Raw genomic sequence first — 23,751 nt, forward strand, 5'->3', positions numbered from 1 at the left:
CCCTCCCAACACGGGAGGGGTCGCACGTTATATGACGGGGTGATTAGCCACCGTACACATTAAAATCAAAGTATTTTTTCGCAAGCTTGTCGTACGTGCCATCTGCACGCATTTCAGCAAAGGCTTTGTTCAGCGCTTCACGCAGTTCGTTGTCTTCTTTGCGCAGGCCCATACCCGTCCCAACGCCAAAGAGTTTCTCGTCCTTAATGGACGGACCGCCGAACTTGTAATCTTTACCAACAGGCTGCTTCAGGAAGCCTTCGCTTGCGGCAACTTCATCCTGGAACGCGGCATCAATACGGCCCGCCGTCAGGTCAGCATAAATATTTTCCTGGCCCTGATAAGAGACGATTTCGATTCCTTTAGGCGCCCAGTGTTCATTACCGTAGGTTTCCTGAGTTGTGCCTTGCAGGACGCCGACACGCTTACCTTTCAGGGACTCCAGCGTTGGCTGAATATCTGAGGATTTTGCGACAACCAGACGAGAATCTGCCGCGTAGAGTTTGTCGGTAAAGGCAATCTCTTGCTGGCGTTTTTCAGTAATCGAGAGGGAAGACATAATCACGTCGATTTTTTTCGCTTTCAGCGACGGGATCAGCGCATCCAGTGGGTTTTCGACATAGGTACATTGCGTTTTGATACGCTTGCACAGTTCATTTGCCAAATCGATATCAAAACCAATCAATTCACCTTTGGCATTCTTCGATTCGAATGGGGCATAAGTAGGATCCGTACCAATACGGATTTTTTGCGGAATAGCTGCGAATGCCGCGGTCGTGCTGGAAACGGCCAACACCAGAGAAAGTGACAATATCAGTTTTTTCATATCTATCCTCAACAGACTGGATTCTTACGGGATTTTTACTACGACGGGGTATTGTTAATGTGCCACTAATCCCCTCCGCAAGGCAAAAGATAATGCCCTGCGGATGGGATTTTTTGCATCTGGAATGCTTAAGTATGCACTTATGAACCAATAACCCCCAGGTTTGCACCATATTGGCTCACCAATACCCACAACGCACCACAATAGCTCACCATTGTGGTGCATCACCCCGCAAGCAACGATTAATCACCGTATACGTTGAAGTCGAAATATTTCTTCGCCAGTTTGTCGTAGGTTCCGTCTTTACGCAGTTCTGCAAACGCTTTATCGAACGCAGCTTTCAGCTCGGTATCGTCTTTACGCAGACCAATTCCCGTACCGTCGCCAAAGTATTTTTTGTCTTTCACAGAAGGGCCAGCAAAGGCATAGTCTTTGCCTGCCGGTTGTTTCAGGAAGCCTTCGCTTGCAGCGACTTCATCCTGGAATGCTGCATCCAGGCGTCCTGCAGCCAGGTCAGAGTAAATTAAATCCTGGTTCTGATAGGCAACAACATCAACACCCTTTTCGCGCCAGGTTGCATTAGCGTAGCCTTCCTGGGTTGAGCCCTGAAGCACACCAACATGTTTGCCTTTCAGCGAGTCAATCGTCGGCTGAATGGGAGAGCCTTTAGCCGCGATCAGACGAGAGTCCGCAGCATAGAGCTTGTCAGAGAAGGCAATCTCTTGCTGACGTTTTTCGGTGATGGAGAGAGAGGAGATAATGGCATCAATTTTCTTGGCTTTCAGCGACGGGATTAATGCATCGAAATCGCTGCCTACCCATGTGCATTTCACCGCAATGCGCTTGCACATCTCATTTCCCAGATCGATATCAAACCCAACAAAATCGCCTTTCGCATCCTTGGAAGAGAATGGCGCGTAGGTTGCGTCAGTACCGATACGCACTGTCTGCGGCAGGGCCGCATAGCTGCTCGCTGCTGCACTTAATCCCACCAGCAAAGACAGAGCCAGAACCGTCTTCTTCATACATTTACCCTCAAGTACCGTGATTTTATTATGTATTGTGTTGTGTGTTGCAGGCTTATCTTGCAGGTCTTATGCCACATTGCCGTCTGCTTAAAAATTCGACGTTAAATATGTTAATAAAACGTTGCAATATTGCCTTAATGGTGAAAGATAGCAGGTCTGCCGAACGAACCGGAAAGGGAAAAAAGGAAAAAACGAATTAAATGTCGAGGATATGATCGCGGTTGCAGTTTTGCCCTGTAACAGGGCAACGTGCCTTTTCATGCACTCAGGTTGTGCACAAATTTATGCCCCTTGCCAGCGAGCGAAGAGATCGCCAGGCAGGTCAATATCAAACTGATCCAGCACACGGTTAACCGTCTGATTAATCACATCATCAAGCGTCTGTGGACGATGATAAAAAGCCGGGACCGGAGGCATGATCACAGCTCCCAGTTCTGCCGCCTGCGTCATCAACCGCAGATGCCCCAGATGCAGCGGCGTCTCTCGCACGCACAACACCAGCGGACGGCGTTCTTTCAGCACCACGTCCGCTGCACGCGTCACCAGGGTATCGGTATAGCTGTTGACGATGCCAGAGAGTGTTTTAATTGAGCAAGGCAGGATAACCATTCCAGCTGTTTTATACGAACCGGAAGAGATGCTGGCCGCAATATCGCGGGAATCATGTACAACGTCTGCCAGGGACTGCACATCCCGCAGGGCAACGTCGGTTTCAAGGGAAAGCGTCTGACGCGCCGCCTGGCTCATCACCAGATGGGTTTCCACGTCTGCTACGTCGCGTAGCACTTGCAACAGTCGAACGCCGTAAATCGCGCCGCTCGCACCGCTGATCCCTACAATGAGTCGTTTCATGATTATTGCCCTTGCTGATTTCAGGGCTGACTGTGCAGGATTTTAGAGGGAGTTGCAAGTGAGGGAATATTCCCTCACTTGCAGAAGCATCAGCCTTCGTTGTGCATCTCTAAGCTTTCAAGATCGTTTTGCATCTGGACGGCTTTCGCATCGTCGTTACGCAGCGAGTCAAGGTAGTCGAGATACTGCTGATCCACATCTTTGGTCACGTACACGCCGTTGAACACGGAGCATTCAAACTGCTGGATGTCCGGGTTTTCAGCACGTACCGCATCAATGAGATCGTTCAGATCCTGGAAAATCAGACCGTCAGCGCCAATGATCTGGCGAATCTCATCCACTTCACGACCGTGGGCAATCAGCTCATTTGCGGTTGGCATATCAATGCCATAGACGTTAGGGAAGCGGATCTCTGGGGCTGCGGAAGCCAGGTATACTTTTTTCGCACCCGCTTCACGCGCCATCTCGATGATCTGTTCAGATGTCGTGCCACGCACGATGGAGTCATCGACCAGCAGGACATTCTTGTCACGGAACTCTGCGCGGTTGGCGTTCAGCTTACGGCGTACTGATTTACGGCGCAGTTGCTGGCCCGGCATGATAAAGGTGCGGCCGACGTAGCGGTTTTTTACAAACCCCTGGCGGTACGGTTTATCCAGGATACGGGCAATTTCCAGGGCGATATCACAGGACGTTTCCGGAATAGGGATAACGACATCAATGTCCAGATCGTCCCATTCGCGCGCAATCTTCTCACCCAGCTTGGTTCCCATGTTCACGCGAGCGCTGTACACGGAGATCTTGTCGATGAACGAGTCCGGGCGAGCAAAGTAGACGTATTCGAACAGACACGGGTTGCTGACCGGGTTATCGGCACACTGGCGGGTAAACAGTTGTCCCTTCTCAGTGATGTAGACCGCTTCACCTGGCGCAACATCGCGCAGAAATTCAAAGCCCAGCGTATCCAGTGCCACGCTTTCAGAAGCAACCATATACTCTGTACGACCATCACCCATGTCACGCTTACCCAGTACCAGCGGACGGATGCCGTTAGGATCGCGGAAAGCGACCATTCCGTGGCCGATAATCATCGCCACACAGGCATATGCCCCACGGATCTGGCGGTTTGTCGCGGCAACGGCGGCAAAAATATTGTCAGCTTCCAGAGGATAATGACGGAAGTTATCCAGCTCGCTGGCAAAAATATTGAGCAGGATTTCAGAATCAGAAGTGGTATTAATGTGGCGACGCTTCTCTTCAAACAGCTTTTTACGCAGCTCATGGGCGTTGGTCAGGTTGCCATTGTGGGCAAGCGTGATGCCATACGGAGAGTTAACGTAGAAAGGCTGAGCTTCAGAGGCGCTGGAACTGCCAGCAGTAGGATAACGAACGTGACCAATACCCATGTTACCTTGCAGGCGCTGCATATGACGGGCTTCAAACACATCGTTTACCAGGCCATTCGCCTTACGTAAACGGAAGCAGTTGTTTGCATCAATGGTGATGATACCCGCAGCATCCTGCCCACGGTGCTGAAGCACCGATAACGCGTCATAAATAGACTGGTTTACCGGCATGAAACCGGCGATCCCGACAATACCGCACATTCGTCTTTTCCTCGTTAAGCCACATCTCAGGGTTTATGCCCTGGGCAAGAAACTCGACGAGCTTTGCAGATAGTCAAAGAACCATCTGATGATAAAGCTGAACTGTGGAATCAACTGCGATTTCTGCCAGTCTTCACTTTTTGAGAACCCGGTAAAGGTATCAAGGAAGAACAGTATCGCAGCTACAATCAGCACGCCTCGCAATGCACCGAAACAGATCCCGAGCACCCTGTCCGTTCCTGACAGACCGGTTTTCTCGACCAACTGACCTATCACGTAATTCACGATAGCGCCGACAATCAGCGTCGCAATAAACAATACCGCGATGGCGATTCCATTTCGGACCAGTTCATCTTCAAAGCCCGTGAACCAGACTGACAGGTAAGTGTAGTAATGACTGGCAACAAAGAAAGCACAACCCCATGTCACCAGCGATAACGCTTCACGAACAAAGCCACGGATCAGGCTAACCAAACAGGAAAAGCCAATCACCGCAATGATGGCGTAATCAATCCAGACCATATGTGTCCCACGATTAAACGCCCTGTCATCCAGTTCGGGGCGAATTCTAACAGAAAAAGAAAACGTTTGCGTAGGGATTTCCTTCCCGCGCGTAAATAAAAAAGGCGCTGAAAAAATGTTCAACGCCGCAGGCTTTTTACGTCTCTTGGGACGTCTGCCGTCCTCCTCTCACCCGCCCTTCCCCCTCAAGAGAGAAGGTCAGAATGAGGGGTAAGATCTCTCAGTTCGCGCTGTAGTTCATCACCACACCACTCAAACCGGAGATTTGCTTCAGTTCGCCAAGCGATCCTTTCAGCTTATCTTTAGAGGCTTCCGGCCCAACGAGAATACGGGTAATTTTACCCTGTACAGGTGTGGAAGGTGAAGTGTAAACGCGATAACCCGCTCCGCGTAGTTTCCCTACCACCTCGTTAACTTTATCGGCATTTTTCAGCGCACCAAGTTGCACCACATAGGCCTTGCCGGTTGGAACCGCTTTATCATCCTGCGCGGGTTTTGCGGGAGGTGGTGTCTCTGCGGCCGCAGCCAGCTGTTCGCTGGTTTTATCTCTCTGCGGTTTCGGCTGCGGTTTCTCTACTGGCTTCGGTTTTTCGACAGGTTTAGGTTGCTCCACCTGCACCGGTACGGGATCAATATCGCTATTGTTATTGGCTGCAAGACGAGAAGGGTCAAGCGACGGGGCAGCCGCATCCCCTGCACGAACCTCTTCCGCAGCACCTTCAGGAGGCTGAACAGGCAAAGCCTGTGTTGCCGCCGGAAGCATGTCAGGCTCATCACGGTCACCCGGTTTCGGTACGAGCGGGATGGCCGCAAATTCATCCTGATAATGTTTTTTCTGGCCGTCGAGCAGACCTGGAAGAATGATCACTCCCAGCGCCACCAGCACAATCGTTCCTGTTAAACGGTTCTGAAACTTACTCGCCACCGGTTCTCCCCGCGTCCATCACTTCCATGACATGTGCCACCGTGTGGAACGAGCCACACACCAGCACGGTATCTTCTGGTTTAGCATCAGCCATCGCGGCATGCCAGGCCTGCGCCACGCTTTTGTAGATTTCACCCTTGCCGAGATGTTCCATCAACTGCTCAGCGGTAGCCCCACGCGGCCCTTCCAGAGGAGCACAATACCAGCAATCGACCACACTCTCCATGCAGGCCAGCGTACCACCAATATCTTTATCATGAAGCATACCGATTACCGCCAGAACACGCCCGGTTTTTGGTAACGATTTGAGACGACTCGCGAGGTACGCCGCGGCATGTGGGTTGTGAGCCACATCCAGAATCAGGCGCGGAGATTCCCGAACAATCTGAAAACGTCCGGGCAAAATTGCGCGTTGAATGCCGTCCCGAATTGCCTGCTCGCTCACCTTCAACCCACTTGCACGTAGCGCGGCCAGTGCGGTGGCGGCATTGGGTTGCGGAACCTGCGGCAAAGGTAAATTATCCAGCACGCCCTGATCGTCGCTAAAGCGCCAGCCCTGAGGCTCAACATCGTAGCGCCAGTCCACATCACGACGCAGAAGATGTGCGCCTTTTTCCTGTGCAACATCGGCAATCGTCTGCGGCATATCTGGCTCACCTACCACCGCTGGACGACCTGCACGGAAAATCCCGGCCTTCTCTCGCCCAATACTTTCACGGTCCGGCCCCAGCCAGTCAGTATGATCCAGCGCGATACTGGTCACGACGGAGACATCTGCATCCACCATATTTGTGGCATCCAGGCGCCCACCAAGACCGACTTCAAGGATCACGACATCCAGTTGCGCCTGCTTAAATAGCCACAGTGCAGAGAGCGTACCGTATTCGAAGTAGGTTAGAGAGATCTCTGCACGCGCGGCCTCAATTTCAGCAAACGATGCCGTATGTGCCGACTCCGGCAACTCGGTATTTTGAATTCGCACGCGCTCGGTGTAACGCACCAGATGCGGAGAACTGTAGACGCCCACTTTATAACCGGCGGCCATTAATACTGATTCCAGCGTGCGGCAGGTTGTACCTTTACCGTTCGTACCCGCAACGGTAAATACGAAAGGAGCTGGTTTCAAAACATCAAGGCGAGCAGCCACCAGGCTTACGCGCTCAAGCCCCATATCGATGGTTTTGCTGTGCAGGTTTTCCAGATAAGAAAGCCACGCGACCAGGGGTGACGTGGCTTGGGGAATGCTGTGATTTTCCATGATACGCACTTTTCAGTTACGGTTTGAAAGCAAAAGGGCAGCGCCATCTGGCCCTGCCCTTTTCAGTTATCAGGCTTCGGGTTCCTGATTCGGTACGACCACACCTTCATGCGGCTCATCTGGTTTAGGCGATGGCAGATTCATCATCTTCGCCAGAACACTTGCCAGTTTCAGGCGCAATTCCGGGCGACGAACGATCATGTCGATAGCGCCTTTCTCGATGAGGAATTCACTGCGCTGGAAACCCGGCGGCAGTTTTTCTCGAACCGTTTGTTCAATAACGCGAGGACCGGCAAAACCAATCAGCGCTTTTGGCTCAGCGATGTTCAGATCACCAAGCATCGCGAAGCTCGCAGACACGCCACCCATGGTTGGGTCGGTCAGAACGGAAATATACGGCAGACCGCGTTCCTGCATTTTTGCCAACGCCGCAGAGGTTTTGGCCATCTGCATCAGCGACATCAGCGCTTCCTGCATACGTGCACCACCTGACGCGGAGAAGCAGATCAGCGGGCAGTTGTCTTCGAGCGCTTGCTCAACGGCACGAACAAAACGCGCACCGACAACAGAGCCCATTGATCCTCCCATAAAAGAGAACTCAAATGCGGCAGCAACAACCGGCATCTCGTGCAATGTGCCTTTCATGACAACCAGAGCATCTTTCTCACCAGTCTCTTTCTGAGCAGACGCCAGGCGGTCTTTGTATTTTTTGGAATCACGGAACTTCAGCACATCTTTTGGCTCAAGCTCACTACCCAATTCTACCAGAGAACCTTCGTCCAGCACGCTATGCAGGCGGTTACGCGCCGACATACGCATGTGGTGGTCACACTTCGGACACACCTCAAGATTGCGTTCCAGCTCAGCGCGGTACAGAACCTGGCCGCAGCTGTCACACTTCGTCCACACCCCTTCAGGAATACTCGCTTTACGCGTAGGGGCTATGTTGCTTTTAATTCGTTCAATCCAGCTCATTGATAACCTTTCTGCCTGAACCTGGTCGTATGCCAGTTTTGCTATAAGAGGCGAATAATGCCATTTTTGCCTCCAACAGACCATGAATGTTGCACATTAAAACATAACAGCCCGAAACTTTGGATAAAAAAGTGGTCGAACCGCCAATGCACATTTACTTAGATTGCTTTGCAGCAGCACGTCTATGGCGAATAATTTCGATAACGCCGGGTAAGATTGACAGCACAATAATGGCTACAATCAGCAGCTTAAGATTCTCCTGAACCACGGGGAGATCGCCGAACAGATAACCCGCATAGGTAAAGAGCAGAACCCACAGCAAAGCCCCCACAACGTTATAGGCCGCAAAATGACGATAGGACATATGACCCATTCCCGCCACAAACGGCGCGAAAGTGCGAACAATGGGCACAAAACGGGCGAGGATAATCGTTTTGCCGCCGTGACGTGCATAAAACGCATGGGTTTTGTCTAAATAGCTACGACGGAAAATCTTCGAGTTTGGATTACTGAATAATCTCTCGCCAAAAACGCGCCCAATCGTGTAGTTAACCGCATCACCGATAATCGCGGCGATGATCATCAACACCACCATCAAATGAACATTCAGATCGTTAGTCGGCAATGCTGATAGCGCACCGGCAACAAACAACAGTGAATCGCCCGGCAGGAACGGAGTCACAACAAGCCCGGTTTCACAGAACAAAATCAGAAACAGAATGGCATACACCCAGACGCCGTACTGCGCGACTAACTCCGCCAGATGAACATCAATATGCAGGATGAAATCAATTAGAAAACGTATTAAGTCCATATTGTCTAAACCTTAATTGCACCTTTGTTTAGTCCGCTAAAAATAGCGGGCCCATTGGCGGTTTAGGAAGGTCGAACCGATCCGGATAATCCACGGAGACCAGATACAAACCTTCTGCTTTCGCCGTTGCTGCCGCAAGCGTTCTGTCCTTCGCTGCCAGCAGTTCTGCAATCCAGCTCTCCGGCTGGTGTTCGGCCCCTACTTCCATCAGGCTGCCCACAATATTCCTAACCATATGATGTACAAAGGCATTGGCTTTGATATCTACCACCACATATGCGCCAAAACGACTGACGTTAATGTGCATAACATTTCGCCATGGCGTACGGGACTGACACTGCACCGCACGAAACGACGTAAAGTCATTTTCGCCAATCAGACATTGAGCTGCGCGGTGCATACGTTCTGCATCCAGAGGTTCATAAAAATGCGTCACGCCCTGGCTTAATACTGCAGGACGAAGACGTTGGTTGTAGATGATGTAGCGGTAACGCCGCGCCGTCGCGCTGAAGCGGGCATGAAAATCATCCGGCACATTTTTGACCCAACGCACGGCAATATCTCCAGGCAAATTTGCATTCACCCCCAGCGTCCACGCGGCATCCTTGCGCACGGCAGTCGTTTCAAAATGCACCACCTGCCCGGTTCCGTGAACACCGGCATCGGTGCGCCCCGCGCAGAACACACCGATAGGCTCATTCGCAACCTGAGAGAGCGCTTTCTCCAGTTTTTCCTGGACACTACGCACTTCATTTTGACGCTGCCAGCCATAATATTTACTGCCATCGTACTCAATACCGAGGGCAATTTTATGGACTGGCTTTTGTTCCACTTCCGACATCAGTACAGGTACTCCTGCACCAGTTTCTCAGCAATTTTCACCGCTATTAGCGCACCGCCAAAACGGACGTTATCGGCAACCGACCAGAACTGTACCTGCTCCGGCATGCCGTAGTCATTACGCACGCAACCGATAGAAAGGTGCGCACTGCCAGTCGCATCACCGACCTGAGTCGGGAAGTCGGTTTCTTCGGAAAGCACGATATCTTCACCACGGGCAAACGCATCACGCGCCTCTTCGGCTGCCAGCGGACGCAGAGCCTCAAAACTCACCATCTGCGCATGGCCATAAAAGACCGGAGACTGCACGCAGTTGGCCGAGATCATCAGCCCTTCATCCTGCAAAATTTTGCGTGCTTCATCGACAATACGGCGCTCTTCACGCACGGAGCCTTCACGATCGGGCAGCAGCGGCAACATATTGAACGCCAGTTGACGACCAAAGAAATCATCTTCATCAATGGGAATACCGTTCAGCAGTTTTGCACTCTGCCCCGCAAGGGCATCGACGGCTTTTTTTCCATGCCCGGAAGCGGACAGCAGGCTGGTCACAGCGATACGTGACAGACCACCATCGTCGATCAATGGTTTCAGTGCGGTAAGTAACTGGCTGGTAAGGCTATTCGGGACGGCAATAATGTTGCGGTTACGGTAGTCCGCCAGCACAAACGGGTTCACATCCGGGACCACCAGCGGAACATCCGGTTCCAGTGCAAACAGGCCGCTTAAATCAATCACCAGACAGCCAGAATTGGTTGCTTCTTCAATGTAAGACGCCGTGGCTTCGACACCAGCTGCAAAAAATGCCAGCTGCGCCTGGGTCCAGTCAAATTCGGCCGCATCCTGAACCATGACGGATTTACCGCTAAAACGCAGATGCTCGCCCGCGCTATCAGTGCGGGCAAGCGCATAGATGTCCCCCACCGGGAACTGACGTTCAGCAAGTGTTTCGAGCAGGGCTTCGCCCACGGCGCCCGTAGCGCCCAGTACGGCAATATTCCAGCCTTCAGACATGGTGGTTTACTCCAGAAATAAAAAAGCGTCCCTGCCGGATTATCCAACAGGGAGCATTAAGAAGACATTAACGTGCCGGGTGGTGAACGGCATTGAATCCCAGTTTATGCAACAGCACCGCCGCATCAGCGTCGTCACAGATCACATACAGGGAAGACCATTCACGGCGTTCAAGATAATTCTTGCGCAACTTGTCAAATTCACCCGGAATACCCGCTACTTTACGCAGCAGCGCGTCATCGCGGCGCACATCATACACCAAATGCACCAGCCTTTTCAGCGTTGCCTCATCGAGCGGGCCGTGCAAAGTGATGCGTCCAAATTCCGGGGCAGGCAGCAAGGTATCAAGCGCCACCTGTTGTGGCTTACCGATGAACACACTATAGGCTTCAAAGACTTGTGTGGTTCCACGCGCTTTACCCTCCAGCGTGTAGCCGGCGATATGTGCCGTTGCCACATCCACTTTTTCCAGCAACGCCACATTCAGATCCGGCTCTGGCTCCCAGACATCCAGTACCACGCTGAGCGCTTGTCCTTCCTGAAGACATTTCAACAGTGCTGAGTTGTCTACCACCGGGCCACGACAGGCATTTATCAGAATAGCGCCAGCCTTCAGACTGCGGATCAGTGTTTCATCTGCCAGATGCCACGACTTATAAGGACCTTCTTTGAACAAGGGCGTATGGAAGGTGATCACATCGCACTGCTCAATCAACTCATCAAGAGAGCGAAAATCGCCCTCATCGCCCTTATCCGCACGCGGCGGATCGCATAAAAGCGTACGAATGCCCAGCGCTTCGAAGCGTTTTTGCAAACGCCCACCCACGTTGCCCACCCCTACTATGCCGACAGTACGGTCTTTTAGGGAAAAACCGTCGCGCTCTGCCAGCATCAACAAAGAAGAAAAAACATACTCCACTACGGCAATGGCATTGCAGCCAGGTGCGGCGGAAAACCCGATCCCCGCCTGCGTGAGCCACTTGTCATCCACATGATCGGTCCCAGCCGTCGCTGTCCCGACAAATTTAACCGCTTTGCCAGACAGCAACGTCTCATTTACTTTGGTCACCGAGCGCACCATCAGGGCGTCGGCATCATCCAGTTCGTTCAGGGGAATAGGACGACCAGGGACAGCCTTTACATCACCCAGGCGGCTAAATAGCTCGCGGGCGTAAGGCATATTTTCATCGACGAGGATTTTCACGTCTGAGTACCTGTTTGAGAGGAAGTTAACCGCGCAAGTGTGCCATAATCTCGCCGCCAGGCATACTCGTAAACCTGGTTTACGCTGAGTTTTGACTTTAAGGATTTTTGACGATGCAGCCCATTTCAGGTACGCCGCCGCGCCCTCCGGGTGAAGGCCCCGTAACGCCCAACGTCACAGGCGAACAACCGCTTTCCACACAACAGCGTACTGTGCTGGAGCGTTTGATCACGCGTCTGATCGCCCTGACTTCTCAGCAAAATGCGGAAGTGTGGGCCGGGGTAAAACACGATTTAGGGGTAAGAAACGATGCCCCTTTGCAATCGCGCCACTTCCCTGCCGCTGAGCAAAACCTGAATCAGCGTCTGAATACTGCGCAGCTTAACCACACCACTCGCCAGATTGTTTCGCAGTTAACCGAGCTTCTGGGCCAGGGAAATAACCGCCAGGCCGTGAGCGATTTTATTCGCCATCAGTATGGCCAGACAGCGCTCAGCCAGCTCACCCCTGATCAGCTAAAGACTGTTCTGACGTTACTGCAAAATAATGAGTTATCGATTCCACAGCCGCAACAACGCCCGGCCACGGAACGTCCGCTGTTGCCTGCTGAGCACAACACGCTCAAACAGATGGTGACGAAACTGGCAGCAGCAACTGGGGAGCCAACAAAGCTCATCTGGCAATCTATGCTGGAACTGTCAGGGGTGAAAGCGGGAGAATTAATCCCGGCCAAACAGTTTACGCATCTGGTGACCTGGCTACAGGCGCGCCAGACTCTAAGTACCCAGAACGCACCCACACTGCATACGCTGCAGGCGGCGCTCAAACAGCCGCTTGAGCCACGCGAGTTTGAAGCCATTCGGGATTATACGCAGCAAACCTGGCAAGCGACGCCACAGACGGTATTAACCTCTGCGCAGGTCCAGGATGTATTGAACCAGATCTTTATTCGGCGTGCTGAACGAGAAGGTGGTGTGCCGGAAGCACGCAATCTCCAGCCGATTTATAGCCCGCTCTTCGCGCCCGTCGTTGAAACCTTCAGAACGCTGTCTGCACGGCCGGGGCTGATGTTTATTGCCCTGATGATCGCGCTGGCAATTTTCTGGCTGCTCGCCTGATGTCATGCCCTCTTCGCTCAGAAGAGGGCAAACATTGATTATGCCTTACGAAAAGCAATCAACGTCACCACAATGCCGGTAACCGCTGAAACAGCCCCCGCAAGAAAGACCGACGGATAGCCAAAAGAGGTCGCCAGCAGACCCGCCAGAGGCCCGGTCACGCCGTATGAGATATCCTGAAATGCCGCATAACCGCCAAGCGCCGTCCCTCGTACTTGTGGTGCTACCCGTTTAACCACCTCGACGCCCAGCGCCGGGAAGATTAACGAGCACCCACAGCCTGTCAGGGCTGCGCCGAGCAAAGCAATGGATGCCACAGGGGCCTGCCACAGCAGAATTAGGCCTGTCGTTTCAATTATGAGGGAAATCACGGCGACGTTCACACCACCGAAGCGATCCGGCATCCAGCCAAACAGGATACGCATCAGGACAAATGCGCCACCGAATGCCGTGAGCGTAAAGCCTGCCATCGCCCAGCCACGACTCATGAAGTAAAGTGAGACAAACGTCCCTATAACCGCAAAGCCGACACCCTGCAACGCAAGCCCCATTCCCGGTTTCCAGATCTGTCCGACAACACTCCACAGGGATGGCCTTTCGCCTTTATGTGCAGGGACTTTACGAACTGAACCATTGAACGCCCAGGCCAGCAATGGCAGCACTATAGTTGTCCCGGCGAGCGCGGCAAAACCAAAGTGGCTGTGGATCAGCAATCCCAGAGGCGCACCTGCGGCTAAAGCACCGTAGATCGCCATCCCATTCCATGACATCACCTTGCCGGAGCGAGTGGGGCCAACCAGCCCCATCCCCCAGGTTAACGTCCCGGTCAAAAGCTGACTCTCACCAAAGCCCAGGATCAATCGGCCAACAATCAGTAAGGCAAATTTGTAAATCGCATCCACCGGCAATAATGCCGCAAGAAGCCATGCGCCCCCCGCAAGCCCGCAAGCGAACATCCCCTGTAGCGCAGAACGCTTTGCGCCATGCTGATCGGCCAGCCTTCCTGCATAGCCGCGCGTCAGGACCGTTGCCAGAAACTGAATACCAACCGCCACACCAACCAGCGTATTGCCGTAGCCCAGCTCCTGGTGCACAAACAAGGGAATGACGGGAAGTGGAAGACCAACGGTCATATAGGTAAGGAATACCGCGAAGGCGATACGAAACAGCGAAACATTCGCTGAAGAGGTTTTTTCTGTTTGAGTGACTGCTGTCATGCTTTACTCCGAAATGAAGAGTAAGGCGGGGAAATACCACGCCCCCTCTGCCTGAATATCAGGATTAAGGTGCGTTGGTTGACGTTAAACGCTTACGCATTATCAAGAGGATAATGTTGAGGGGTGGAGTTTGCCTGTGAGCACAACCGCTTGTCAATGCATAAAAAAGGGAGCCAGATGGCTCCCTTTTCAACTAAAACGCAGAATTTATGCCTTCAGCTTACGCATCACCAGCGTGGCGTTTGTGCCGCCAAAGCCAAAGCTGTTGGACATGACGGTAGTCAGTGCCGCTTCAGTCGGTTTGGTTACGATGTTCAGACCCTGAGCCTGCTCATCCAGCTCTTCCACGTTGATGCTTGGGGCGATGAAGCCGTGCTCGAGCATCAGCAGAGAGTAAATAGCTTCCTGTACACCAGCAGCACCCAGAGAGTGACCGGTCATCGCTTTGGTTGCAGAGATCGCCGGGCTGTTGTTGCCAAATACTTCACGAATTGCTCCCAGCTCTTTCACGTCACCTACCGGAGTAGATGTACCGTGTGAGTTCAGGTAATCGATTGGGGTATCAACACCGTCCATCGCCAGCTTCATGCAGCGTACTGCGCCTTCGCCAGATGGCGCGACCATGTCTGCACCATCGGAGGTTGCACCGTAGCCAACAACTTCAGCATAGATATGCGCGCCACGTGCCAGCGCGTGTTCCAGCTCTTCAACCACAACCATACCGCCGCCGCCAGCAATGATGAAACCATCACGGTGTGCATCATAGGTACGGGACGCTTTTTCTGGCGTTTCGTTATATTTGGTAGACAGTGCGCCCATCGCATCAAACTCACAGGCCATTTCCCAGCACAGCTCTTCGCCGCCACCCGCAAACACGATATCCTGTTTGCCGAGCTGAATTTGCTCAACTGCGCTACCGATGCAGTGTGCAGAGGTCGCACAAGCGGAGCTGATGGAGTAGTTCACACCATGAATTTTGAACGGAGTTGCGAGGCATGCAGAAACAGCAGACGCCATCGCTTTGGTCACGACGTAAGGACCAACTGCTTTCAGGCCACGCGGGCTACGCATTGCGTCCGCACCGAATACCTGAGATTTAGAGGAGCCGCCGGAACCTGCAATCAGACCCACGCGCGGGTTATTTTGATAAACCTCTTCTTTCAACCCAGCATCTGCCACAGCCTGCTGCATTGAGAGGTAAGCGTAGATAGAGGCATCGTTCATGAAACGGACCACTTTGCGGTCGATAAGACCCGTGGTGTCCAGTTTGACGTTACCCCATACATGGCTACGCATACCAGAATCTTTGAATTCTTGAGAGAAAGTGATCCCCGAGCGTCCTTCACGCAGAGATTCCAGGACTTCCTGCTGGTTGTTACCGATGCTGGAAACGATGCCCAGGCCAGTAATCACTGCACGTTTCATTCAATACCTCTGTAAGTCATACTAGTAAAGTTTCGAGTCGCACAATAGCGTACACTTGTACGCTGAACAAGTCCGATCAGCCAATTTCTGCGGAAATTTGCGCCAACGGCCCTGCATCGTTAAGATCGCGCCACTGCCTGTCAGACGAGTAACTTACGTGAAACAAAATGCTATACAACCCGCCAACCTCGAATTCAACGCTGAGGGTACACCTGTTTCCCGAGATTTCGACGACGTCTATTTCTCGAATGATAACGGACTGGAAGAAACCCGGTATGTCTTCCTTGACGGAAACCACCTTAGTGAGCGTTTCCCTGCGCATCCTCGCGCTCAGTTTGTGGTCGCGGAAAGCGGTTTTGGTACAGGGTTAAACTTCCTCACACTCTGGCAGGCTTTCGACCAGTTCTGTGCTGCCCACCCTCAGGCTACACTCCAAAGATTACATTTCATCAGTTTCGAAAAATTCCCCCTGACGGCGCATGATCTGACGCTGGCACACCAGCACTGGCCGGAACTGGCCTCCTGGGCATCTCAGTTGCAGGCCCAGTGGCCGCAGGCGTTTGGGGGATGTCACCGTCTGCAACTGGACGGAGGTCGCGTCACGCTGGATTTGTGGCTGGGCGATATTAACGAACTAACCGACAAGCTTGACGACTCTCTGAATCAGAAAGTTGATGCCTGGTTCCTCGACGGCTTTGCGCCCGCCAAGAACCCGGATATGTGGAGCGAACACCTCTTTGCCGCGATGGCAAGGCTGGCACGTCCTGGCGCAACGCTTGCGACCTTCACCTCGGCAGGTTTCGTGCGTCGTGGCCTACAGGACGCAGGCTTCACCATGCAAAAATGCAAAGGATTTGGCCGTAAACGCGAAATGCTGACGGGCGTAATGGCACAGGAACGCAAGCTTCCTGTCCATGCGCCCTGGTTTCACCGCAGCGGCAGCGTATCTCGCGAGGTCGCCATTATTGGCGGCGGTATCGCCAGCGCCCTGCTCTCGCTGGCGCTCATTCATCGGGGCTGGGACGTTACGCTTTATTGTGCCGATGATGTTCCCGCCTGCGGCGCATCAGGCAATCGACAAGGTGCACTTTATCCCCTGCTGAGCGCACACGACGCCGCACTGAGCCAATTTTTCCCGGCGGCATTCACCTTCGCACGACGTCTTTACGACACCCTTCCCGTCACTTTCGCCCACGACTGGTGCGGTGTCACGCAACTCGCCTGGGATGAGAAAAGCCAGCAGAAAATTACGCAGATGCTAACTCTCGGTTTACCCGAAGAAATGGCCACTGCGATTAATGCGCAACAGGTTTCCACCAATGCTGGCATCGACACCGGATGTGGCGGCGTACACTATCCGCTCGGTGGCTGGTTATGTCCGGCAGAACTGACCGCTGCCGCCCTTACACTTGCCCAATCGCGTGGACTGAAAGTGCGCTATTCCCGTCCCGTCACGTCGCTGGAGCGCTGTGGAGAGCGATGGTCAATACACTTCGCCAACGACAGCAACGCGCAACATGCCTGCGTCGTGCTGGCGAACGGCCATAACATCAGCCAGTTTGAACAAACGGAAAAGTTACCGCTTTACCCGGTAGGCGGTCAGGTAAGCCATATTCCCGTCACGCCGCAACTGAGCAAACTTCGCCAGGTACTTTGCTACGATGGTTACCTGACACCGCAAAACCCGGCGAATGGTCACCACTGTATTGGCGCAAGCTATCACCGCGGAAAGACCGACACTCACTACAGCCAGGAAGACCAGGAACACAACCGGCAACGTTTGATCGACTGCTTCCCTCTGGCTGAGTGGGCGAAAGAGGTTGATATCAGTGCGGGAGAAGCACGTTGTGGCGTACGGTGTGCCACCCGCGACCATCTGCCAATGGTCGGGAATGTCCCGAACTATAACGAAACGCTTGAGGTCTACCGGGATCTTGCAGAACAGAAAACCTCAGCGGTTAATGCGCCGGTGTACCCGGATCTGTTCATGCTGGGCGCGCTGGGATCGCGCGGATTATGCTCCGCACCTCTGGCAGCGGAAGTGCTGGCCTCGCAAATGAGCGATGAGCCACTACCGCTGGATGGCGAAACACTGGCTGCACTGAATCCGAATCGTCTGTGGGTGAGAAAGTTACTGAAAGGGAAGCACGTTAAATAGGATGCTGTCTGACGCCCTCTCCCGACAAGAGAGGGCAAAAACTGCGAGGTTTCCGTTAGTTCAGATTCGCCTGCTGGAACAAGTTGTCCCACATTCCCAACACTAAAGACTGGTCACGCGGAGAGAGTTCACCAGCCTGAATCGCTTTCTCAAGGCTACGGGTCACTTCAATATGCACAGCCTGTGCAGAGTGATCGTCTCCAGCTTCCAGTTCAGCAACGGCAAGCGTCAGGTGACCACGCAGATAACCGCTGGCGAACAGCTCATCATCACTGGCGTGTTCCACCATGTCATCAATTAACGCCAGAATGCGTGATTCAAATTCTGCGATCATCTTCTTTCCTCTGTTAAAGATCTTCCGGCCACGGGAAGCATTCCGCCGTCATCTCCGGCGTGTGGTAATAATTCTGTAATGCCTTGATAAAACGTGCCGGGCGTTCCGGTATGCCTTTCTCAAGATATTCCATCACCTGCGCATGAACGCGGCGCTGGAACACAATACGGTCTGGTTCGAAGTCACCCTCAAGGTTGTCGCAGCTTACGTTGAACGGAAAACCCGCCGCCACGCAAAACAGCCAGTCGAAAGCCTGTGGTTTTACTTCTACATCTTCAAACTGCCCTTGCGTCGCCGCATCACGCCCGTCCGGGCAATACCAGTAACCAAAGTCCACCAGCTCGCGACGTGCTTTTCCTGCAATACACCAGTGCGAAATCTCATGTAATCCGCTGGCATAAAAACCGTGGGCGAACACGATGCGGTTATAAGGTACATCTGCATCAGCAGGAAGATAGATCGGTTCGTCGTCACCTTTAATCAGACGGGTATTAAAATCACCAGCAAAACAGCCGTCAAAAATCTCAATCAGCTGTTCGTAATTATGTGTACTGTTCATTAGTTCATCCCCAACCAGTGGAGGATCTCCTGTCCGTGGCTGTCATAAAGAAGCTTGGCGCTCATCACCGCTGACACCACCACAATCATGGGGCGGATCAGCTGTTGCCCTTTGCTTAATACCAGACGCGATCCGGCTCGCGCCCCGATAAATTGTCCTGCCATCATCACAAAACCGGTCGCCCAGATAACCTTACCGCCAATAATAAACAGCAGCAGGCCGCCCACATTCGACGTCGCGTTGAGCACTTTGGCATGTGCGGTTGATTTAGCGAGGTTAAAACCAGCCAGCGTGACAAACGCCAGGGCGTAAAAAGAGCCTGCACCGGGACCAAAGAAACCGTCATAGAACCCTACGCAGCCGCCCGCAATCAGCGCAAACGGTAAACCATGCAGACGACGCTGTCTGTCCTCTTCACCGAGCTTAGGCATCAGTAAAAAATAGAGGCCAATACAGATAACCAGAACAGGCAGAATTTGGCGCAGAACATCAGACGTCACGTGCTGAACCAGCAATGCGCCTGCAGTTGAGCCAATAAAGGTCATCAGGATATTCAGTTTCTGATCGGCAAGATTCACCACCTTGCGACGAACAAAATAGAGCGAGGCGGATAACGAACCACCACAGGCTTGCAGTTTATTGGTTGCCAGTGCCTGAGCAGGACTCATTCCTGCCGCTAACAGAGCGGGAACAGTGAGTAATCCCCCGCCCCCCGCCAGCGCATCAATAAACCCGGCCAACATGGCAACAAAAAAGAGCACCACCAGCAATACTGGCGACACCATAAACAGATCGACGAAATTATCCATTAGAGTACATGCTCATCCAGTAGCGCCTGGCAGGAAGGCGGCAACGGAGGCGGTGTCTTCTTCTCAGGCTTAGAGGTTCCAGGTTTGGCCGGTTCAAACCAGCTTTGCAGTTCTGCACCACAGCCGTCACCCGGTGGAGGCAGCGGTTGGTCTTCACATTCCAGGCTATTTGCCGGACAGCGCAAACGGACGTGCATATGCGCACGATGCTGGAACCATGGGCGTACTTTACGCAACCAGTCGCGATCGGTTCCGGCATCAAGGCACAACTGTTGTTTAATCGCCGGATTCACAAAAATACGGGTGACATCGTCATCTTTTGCCGCCAGTTTTATCAAGCTTGAGACATCCTGCGACCAGAGCGAAGGCACAACATTTTTTCCGTCACGGGCGACCAGATCGAGCGCCTGCGGCTTAAGCAGTTGCGCCGAACTCCAGCGCGCTTTCGGTAGTTGCAGGAAGATATCAACATCCAGCCCCGTCTGGTGGCTGGCATGACCACCATTAAACCGTCCGCCAGCCGGCATGCCCATATCACCTATCAACAGAGTTCCCAGCCCCCGGTTATGCACCTGGCTCCCCAGTCTCTGGATGAAGGTGATTAAATCAGGATGACCAAAATAGCGTCGCTGATCGGTACGCATCACCTGATAAGTACCGGACTGCAGCGGTAATTCTTGTGCCCCAACGATACAGCCGTTTGAAAATGCACCAATAGATTGTGCACTGCCCGCCACAGGATGGGTGATTTTTTGCCAGGGAGTGGCTGCCAGACTGGCCCCGCTGGCAAGCAGGGCCAGCAGAGCAATTGCGGTTTTTTTCATGTTTACCAGCGTGGAATGGAGGTCGTCACATCGGCATTTTGCGCGCGCTGGCGCAGGAAGTGATCCATCAGCACGATCGCCAGCATCGCTTCTGCGATCGGCACTGCGCGGATCCCCACACAAGGATCGTGACGTCCCTTGGTGATCATCTCAACTTCGTCACCAGAGCGGTTAATCGTGCGGCCCGGTACAGTAATACTCGACGTCGGTTTCAGCGCAATGTTCGCCACAATCTGCTGGCCGCTGCTGATACCACCGAGAATGCCACCCGCATGGTTGCTCTGGAATCCGTCTTTGGTAATTTCATCGCGATTCTGGCTGCCACGCAGCGCCACCACGTCAAAACCATCACCAATCTCCACGCCTTTCACCGCATTAATGCTCATCATTGCATGAGCAATATCAGCATCCAGACGATCAAAGACCGGCTCGCCCCAGCCTGCCGGCACACCGTCAGCAACCACGGTCACTTTAGCCCCAATGGAGTCGCCCTCTTTTTTCAGGCCACGCATCAGTTCGTCCAGTGCGTCCAGCTTATCGGCATCAGCGCAGAAGAAGGGGTTTTGCTCAACCTGATCCCAGTCTTTAATCGCCAGTGGAATATCGCCCATCTGGGTTAAACACCCGCGGATCACGATGCCAAATTTCTGCGCCAGGTATTTCTTGGCAATTGCTCCTGCAGCTACGCGCATCGCCGTTTCACGGGCGGAAGAACGTCCGCCGCCGCGATAGTCGCGAAAGCCGTATTTTTGTTCATAGGTATAATCCGCATGACCCGGACGGAACACGTCTTTGATCGTGCCGTAATCTTGCGAACGCTGATCGGTATTTTCAATCAGCAAACCAATACTGGTCCCTGTCGTGCGACCTTCGAAAACACCGGAGAGAATTTTGACCTGATCCGGCTCGCGACGCTGCGTGGTGTAGCGAGAGGTTCCCGGACGGCGGCGGTCAAGATCGTGCTGTAAATCAGCTTCGGTCAGTTCAATGCCTGGCGGTACGCCGTCAACAATGCAACCTAATGCCAGCCCATGTGACTCACCAAAGGTGGTCACCCGGAATAATTGTCCAATACTGTTTCCTGCCATCACGGCTCCGTTGTCGTTGTTCTGTGTTTGAGCGTTGTGAAACGGGCCGAAGCCCGCTGGATTAGTCTTTGTAGATGCTGAAGTATTCGCGCGCATCAAGGAGCTGCGCTTTCGTCAACATAAAGACGCCGTCACCACCATTATCGAACTCAAGCCAGGTGAACGGCACATCCGGGTATTGCTCCATCAGATGTACCATGCTGTTACCGACTTCACAAATCAGAATGCCGTTGTCAGTCAGATAATCCGGCGCGCAGGCCAGAATACGACGAGTCAGTTTCAAACCATCGGACCCCGATGCCAGACCCAGTTCAGGCTCGTGGCGATATTCATTCGGCAGGTCAGACATATCTTCTGCATCAACGTACGGCGGGTTGGTGACAATCAGATCGTACTGGAGCGCGGGAAGATCACGGAACAGATCGGAACGGATTGGCGTGACATGGTTAATCAGCCCATGCTCTTCAATGTTGTGTTCGGTTACCGCCAGCGCGTCGGTAGAGATATCCACCGCATCTACTTCCGCTTCCGGGAAGGCGTAGGCGCAGGCAATAGCAATACAGCCGCTACCGGTACACATATCCAGGATGTGCTGTGGATGATGATCGATAAGACCGGCAAAATGGTTGTTGATCAGCTCACCAATCGGAGAGCGTGGAACCAATACACGCTCATCAACGTAGAATTCGTGGCCACAGAACCAGGCCTTGTTGGTCAGGTAGGCGACAGGAATGCGCTCATTAACACGGCGGATCACACGCTCAACAATGCGGTGTTTTTCACTGGACGTCAGGCGCGCAGTGCGCATGTCCTCAGGAATATCCAGCGGCAGGTAGAGAGAAGGCAACACCAGTTGAACCGCCTCATCCCATGGATTATCCGTGCCATGGCCGTACCAGATGTTGGCGGCGCTGAAGCGGCTAACCGACCAACGCAACATGTCCTGTATGGTATGCAGCTCGTTTACTGCTTCATCGACAAATATTTTATCCACTCTTTCCTCCAGGGCATGCTCGCTTAATTTTCGGCGGCTAGTTTGCCATGAAGACGGCGATAAATCAGCAATGACGCTTACTGCTTGAGGTTAAAAAATGCGTTTAGTCAGGTACACTACCTGAAATAAGAGATGAGACAGGCCAATGAAAAAGAAAAAGTCGCTCAGCGAGGAGGATCAGTCGCTCTTTCGCCAGCTAATGACAGGGACACGCCAAATCAAGCAGGACACCATTGTCCATCGCCCGATACGCAAAAAAGTCACTGAAGTGCCGGTAAAACGTTTACTGCAGGAGCAGGCGGACAACAGCCACTATTTTTCGGACGAATTCCAGCCGCTGCTGAATACACAGGGTGCAGTCAAATATGTACGCGAAGACGTTAGCCATTTTGAGCTGAAAAAATTACGTCGAGGGGATTACTCACCAGAGCTCTTTCTTGACCTTCATGGTCTGACGCAGATGCAGGCAAAACAGGAACTGGGGGCGTTGATCGCCGCTTGTCGTCGTGAACATGTCTTTTGCACCTGCGTTATGCATGGCCACGGTAAACATATTCTTAAGCAGCAGACACCGCTGTGGTTGGCTCAGCATCCACACGTCATGGCGTTTCACCAGGCCCCAAAAGAATACGGGGGAGATGCGGCGCTATTGGTACTGATTGAGATTGAGGAGTGGCAGCCACCAGAGCTGCCCTGACAGGCTGGCGGGTGGCAAATGCTACCCGCCGAATCGCACGTCACATCAGATCGCTTTCGCCATCTTCAGGTTGCACGGACTCATTTGCCAGTTGAATACCCCTTTGCCGGTTTCGTCGAGAGTGACATTGGCAATAGCGGAGGTCGTGAACATTGGTGGCGTTTCACCTGGGCACAATTCAGACACCAGATAACCCACGAGTGGCAAATGGGAAATGACCAGCGCAGAAGCAACACCTTCATTGCAAAGTGCCTGAAGATACGCGCTGACAAGGCCGACATCGCCGCACGGAGTAAGCTCAGGAAGAACATCTACGCTTTCCGGCAGGTGAATACACTCTCCTACCACATCCAGCGTCTGTTCTGCACGCAGGAACGGACTCACCAGAACACGTTCAATGTCCACTTTTTGACCTTTAAACCAGATTGCCATTTGACGGGATTCGTCGCAGCCACAGGTTGTCAAAGGACGTACTGAGTCACTGGCGGCATCGAGTGCCGCGTCACCATGACGCATGATAAAAACTTGCATATTGCACCGCTTTTGTTAACCAGAATCACCGGCGTTGACTGCCTGCAATAACATCAAGGAGGCAGAAAACCCGATGGCCGGGCATTGTGCCTGATCCATTCGGTGAATGAAACGCTGTTTTTTACCTTAATG

At 52.9% G+C, this 23,751-nt stretch carries 24 protein-coding genes; 3 read left to right on the forward strand and 21 right to left on the reverse strand.

Annotation, left to right across the window (positions count from 1 at the left end):
* Positions 1-43: 43 nt before the first annotated feature.
* The 12 genes from hisJ to pdxB all read right to left on the reverse strand — a co-directional run bounded on the left by hisJ (position 44) and on the right by pdxB (position 11,865).
* On the reverse strand, positions 44-826 hold the full coding sequence (hisJ, locus tag HV346_RS15925; RefSeq protein WP_181620252.1) for a histidine ABC transporter substrate-binding protein HisJ: 783 nt from the start codon (positions 824-826) through the stop codon (positions 44-46).
* Positions 827-1,068: 242 nt separating this feature from the next.
* Positions 1,069-1,851: a lysine/arginine/ornithine ABC transporter substrate-binding protein ArgT gene (argT, locus tag HV346_RS15930; RefSeq protein ID WP_181620253.1), complete on the reverse strand. Its 783-nt coding sequence runs from the start codon at positions 1,849-1,851 to the stop codon at positions 1,069-1,071.
* Positions 1,852-2,136: 285 nt separating this feature from the next.
* Positions 2,137-2,706, reverse strand: coding sequence for a UbiX family flavin prenyltransferase (locus HV346_RS15935; RefSeq protein ID WP_181620254.1), 570 nt, complete (start codon positions 2,704-2,706; stop codon positions 2,137-2,139).
* A gap of 89 nt (positions 2,707-2,795) precedes the next feature.
* Positions 2,796-4,313 carry an amidophosphoribosyltransferase gene (purF, locus tag HV346_RS15940; protein ID WP_181620255.1) on the reverse strand — a complete coding sequence of 506 codons (1,518 nt, stop codon included), beginning with the start codon at positions 4,311-4,313 and terminating at the stop codon, positions 2,796-2,798.
* A 33-nt stretch (positions 4,314-4,346) separates the two neighbouring features.
* A complete protein-coding gene (gene cvpA, locus HV346_RS15945; RefSeq protein WP_032612840.1) occupies positions 4,347-4,835 on the reverse strand; it encodes a colicin V production protein in 489 nt (162 codons plus the stop codon).
* 220 nt (positions 4,836-5,055) lie between these two features.
* Positions 5,056-5,760 carry a cell division protein DedD gene (dedD, locus tag HV346_RS15950; RefSeq protein ID WP_181620256.1) on the reverse strand — a complete coding sequence of 235 codons (705 nt, stop codon included), beginning with the start codon at positions 5,758-5,760 and terminating at the stop codon, positions 5,056-5,058.
* Positions 5,750-7,018: a bifunctional tetrahydrofolate synthase/dihydrofolate synthase gene (gene folC / locus HV346_RS15955; RefSeq protein WP_181620257.1), complete on the reverse strand. Its 1,269-nt coding sequence runs from the start codon at positions 7,016-7,018 to the stop codon at positions 5,750-5,752. The genes dedD and folC overlap by 11 nt, the downstream gene beginning before the upstream one ends.
* Before the next feature lie 69 nt (positions 7,019-7,087).
* Complete coding sequence (gene accD / locus HV346_RS15960; protein WP_181620258.1) at positions 7,088-7,993, reverse strand: acetyl-CoA carboxylase, carboxyltransferase subunit beta; 906 nt, start codon at positions 7,991-7,993, stop codon at positions 7,088-7,090.
* A 154-nt stretch (positions 7,994-8,147) separates the two neighbouring features.
* Positions 8,148-8,807, reverse strand: a complete 660-nt coding sequence (locus HV346_RS15965) for a DedA family protein (RefSeq protein WP_181620259.1) — start codon at positions 8,805-8,807, stop codon at positions 8,148-8,150.
* A 28-nt stretch (positions 8,808-8,835) separates the two neighbouring features.
* A complete protein-coding gene (gene truA, locus HV346_RS15970; protein ID WP_181620260.1) occupies positions 8,836-9,648 on the reverse strand; it encodes a tRNA pseudouridine(38-40) synthase TruA in 813 nt (270 codons plus the stop codon).
* Entirely contained in the window at positions 9,648-10,661 is a 1,014-nt protein-coding gene (locus tag HV346_RS15975; RefSeq protein WP_181620261.1) for an aspartate-semialdehyde dehydrogenase, read from the reverse strand. Before HV346_RS15975 ends, truA begins: the two co-directional genes overlap by 1 nt.
* A gap of 67 nt (positions 10,662-10,728) precedes the next feature.
* Positions 10,729-11,865 carry a 4-phosphoerythronate dehydrogenase PdxB gene (gene pdxB, locus HV346_RS15980; RefSeq protein ID WP_181620262.1) on the reverse strand — a complete coding sequence of 379 codons (1,137 nt, stop codon included), beginning with the start codon at positions 11,863-11,865 and terminating at the stop codon, positions 10,729-10,731.
* 113 nt (positions 11,866-11,978) lie between these two features.
* Between pdxB and flk the strand changes: the two genes are divergently transcribed.
* Positions 11,979-12,983 (forward strand): flagella biosynthesis regulator Flk, encoded by a 1,005-nt coding sequence (flk, locus tag HV346_RS15985; protein ID WP_181620263.1) that lies wholly within the window; start codon positions 11,979-11,981, stop codon positions 12,981-12,983.
* A 38-nt stretch (positions 12,984-13,021) separates the two neighbouring features.
* On the opposite strand, the gene HV346_RS15990 is transcribed toward flk, so the two are convergent.
* A complete protein-coding gene (locus HV346_RS15990) occupies positions 13,022-14,200 on the reverse strand; it encodes an MFS transporter (protein WP_181620264.1) in 1,179 nt (392 codons plus the stop codon).
* 207 nt (positions 14,201-14,407) lie between these two features.
* The gene (fabB, locus tag HV346_RS15995) at positions 14,408-15,625 is read right to left on the reverse strand and encodes a beta-ketoacyl-ACP synthase I (protein ID WP_181620265.1); all 1,218 of its coding nucleotides are present in this window, start codon (positions 15,623-15,625) and stop codon (positions 14,408-14,410) included.
* Positions 15,626-15,782: 157 nt separating this feature from the next.
* On the opposite strand from fabB, the gene mnmC reads away from it, so the two are divergent.
* Complete coding sequence (gene mnmC, locus HV346_RS16000; RefSeq protein WP_181620266.1) at positions 15,783-17,783, forward strand: bifunctional tRNA (5-methylaminomethyl-2-thiouridine)(34)-methyltransferase MnmD/FAD-dependent 5-carboxymethylaminomethyl-2-thiouridine(34) oxidoreductase MnmC; 2,001 nt, start codon at positions 15,783-15,785, stop codon at positions 17,781-17,783.
* A 55-nt stretch (positions 17,784-17,838) separates the two neighbouring features.
* Here the strand turns inward: mnmC and HV346_RS16005 are convergent, their stop codons facing one another.
* The 6 genes from HV346_RS16005 to prmB form a co-directional block, all read right to left on the reverse strand.
* On the reverse strand, positions 17,839-18,117 hold the full coding sequence (locus HV346_RS16005; RefSeq protein WP_181620267.1) for a YfcL family protein: 279 nt from the start codon (positions 18,115-18,117) through the stop codon (positions 17,839-17,841).
* 13 nt (positions 18,118-18,130) lie between these two features.
* Positions 18,131-18,676 carry an elongation factor P hydroxylase gene (locus HV346_RS16010; protein WP_181620268.1) on the reverse strand — a complete coding sequence of 182 codons (546 nt, stop codon included), beginning with the start codon at positions 18,674-18,676 and terminating at the stop codon, positions 18,131-18,133.
* Positions 18,676-19,485, reverse strand: coding sequence for a sulfite exporter TauE/SafE family protein (locus HV346_RS16015; RefSeq protein WP_181620269.1), 810 nt, complete (start codon positions 19,483-19,485; stop codon positions 18,676-18,678). The genes HV346_RS16010 and HV346_RS16015 overlap by 1 nt, the downstream gene beginning before the upstream one ends.
* The gene (gene mepA / locus HV346_RS16020) at positions 19,485-20,309 is read right to left on the reverse strand and encodes a penicillin-insensitive murein endopeptidase (protein ID WP_181620270.1); all 825 of its coding nucleotides are present in this window, start codon (positions 20,307-20,309) and stop codon (positions 19,485-19,487) included. Before mepA ends, HV346_RS16015 begins: the two co-directional genes overlap by 1 nt.
* Before the next feature lie 2 nt (positions 20,310-20,311).
* Positions 20,312-21,397 carry a chorismate synthase gene (aroC, locus tag HV346_RS16025; protein ID WP_181620271.1) on the reverse strand — a complete coding sequence of 362 codons (1,086 nt, stop codon included), beginning with the start codon at positions 21,395-21,397 and terminating at the stop codon, positions 20,312-20,314.
* 61 nt (positions 21,398-21,458) lie between these two features.
* Complete coding sequence (prmB, locus tag HV346_RS16030) at positions 21,459-22,391, reverse strand: 50S ribosomal protein L3 N(5)-glutamine methyltransferase (protein WP_181620272.1); 933 nt, start codon at positions 22,389-22,391, stop codon at positions 21,459-21,461.
* 145 nt (positions 22,392-22,536) lie between these two features.
* Between prmB and smrB the strand changes: the two genes are divergently transcribed.
* Positions 22,537-23,088 carry an endonuclease SmrB gene (gene smrB / locus HV346_RS16035; protein ID WP_181620273.1) on the forward strand — a complete coding sequence of 184 codons (552 nt, stop codon included), beginning with the start codon at positions 22,537-22,539 and terminating at the stop codon, positions 23,086-23,088.
* 45 nt (positions 23,089-23,133) lie between these two features.
* Here smrB and sixA read toward each other — a convergent pair whose 3' ends face one another.
* Entirely contained in the window at positions 23,134-23,619 is a 486-nt protein-coding gene (gene sixA / locus HV346_RS16040) for a phosphohistidine phosphatase SixA (protein ID WP_181620274.1), read from the reverse strand.
* Positions 23,620-23,751 lie beyond the last annotated feature (132 nt).

This window comes from Enterobacter sp. RHBSTW-00994, assembly GCF_013782625.1.
In the GTDB taxonomy this organism is placed as follows: domain Bacteria; phylum Pseudomonadota; class Gammaproteobacteria; order Enterobacterales; family Enterobacteriaceae; genus Enterobacter.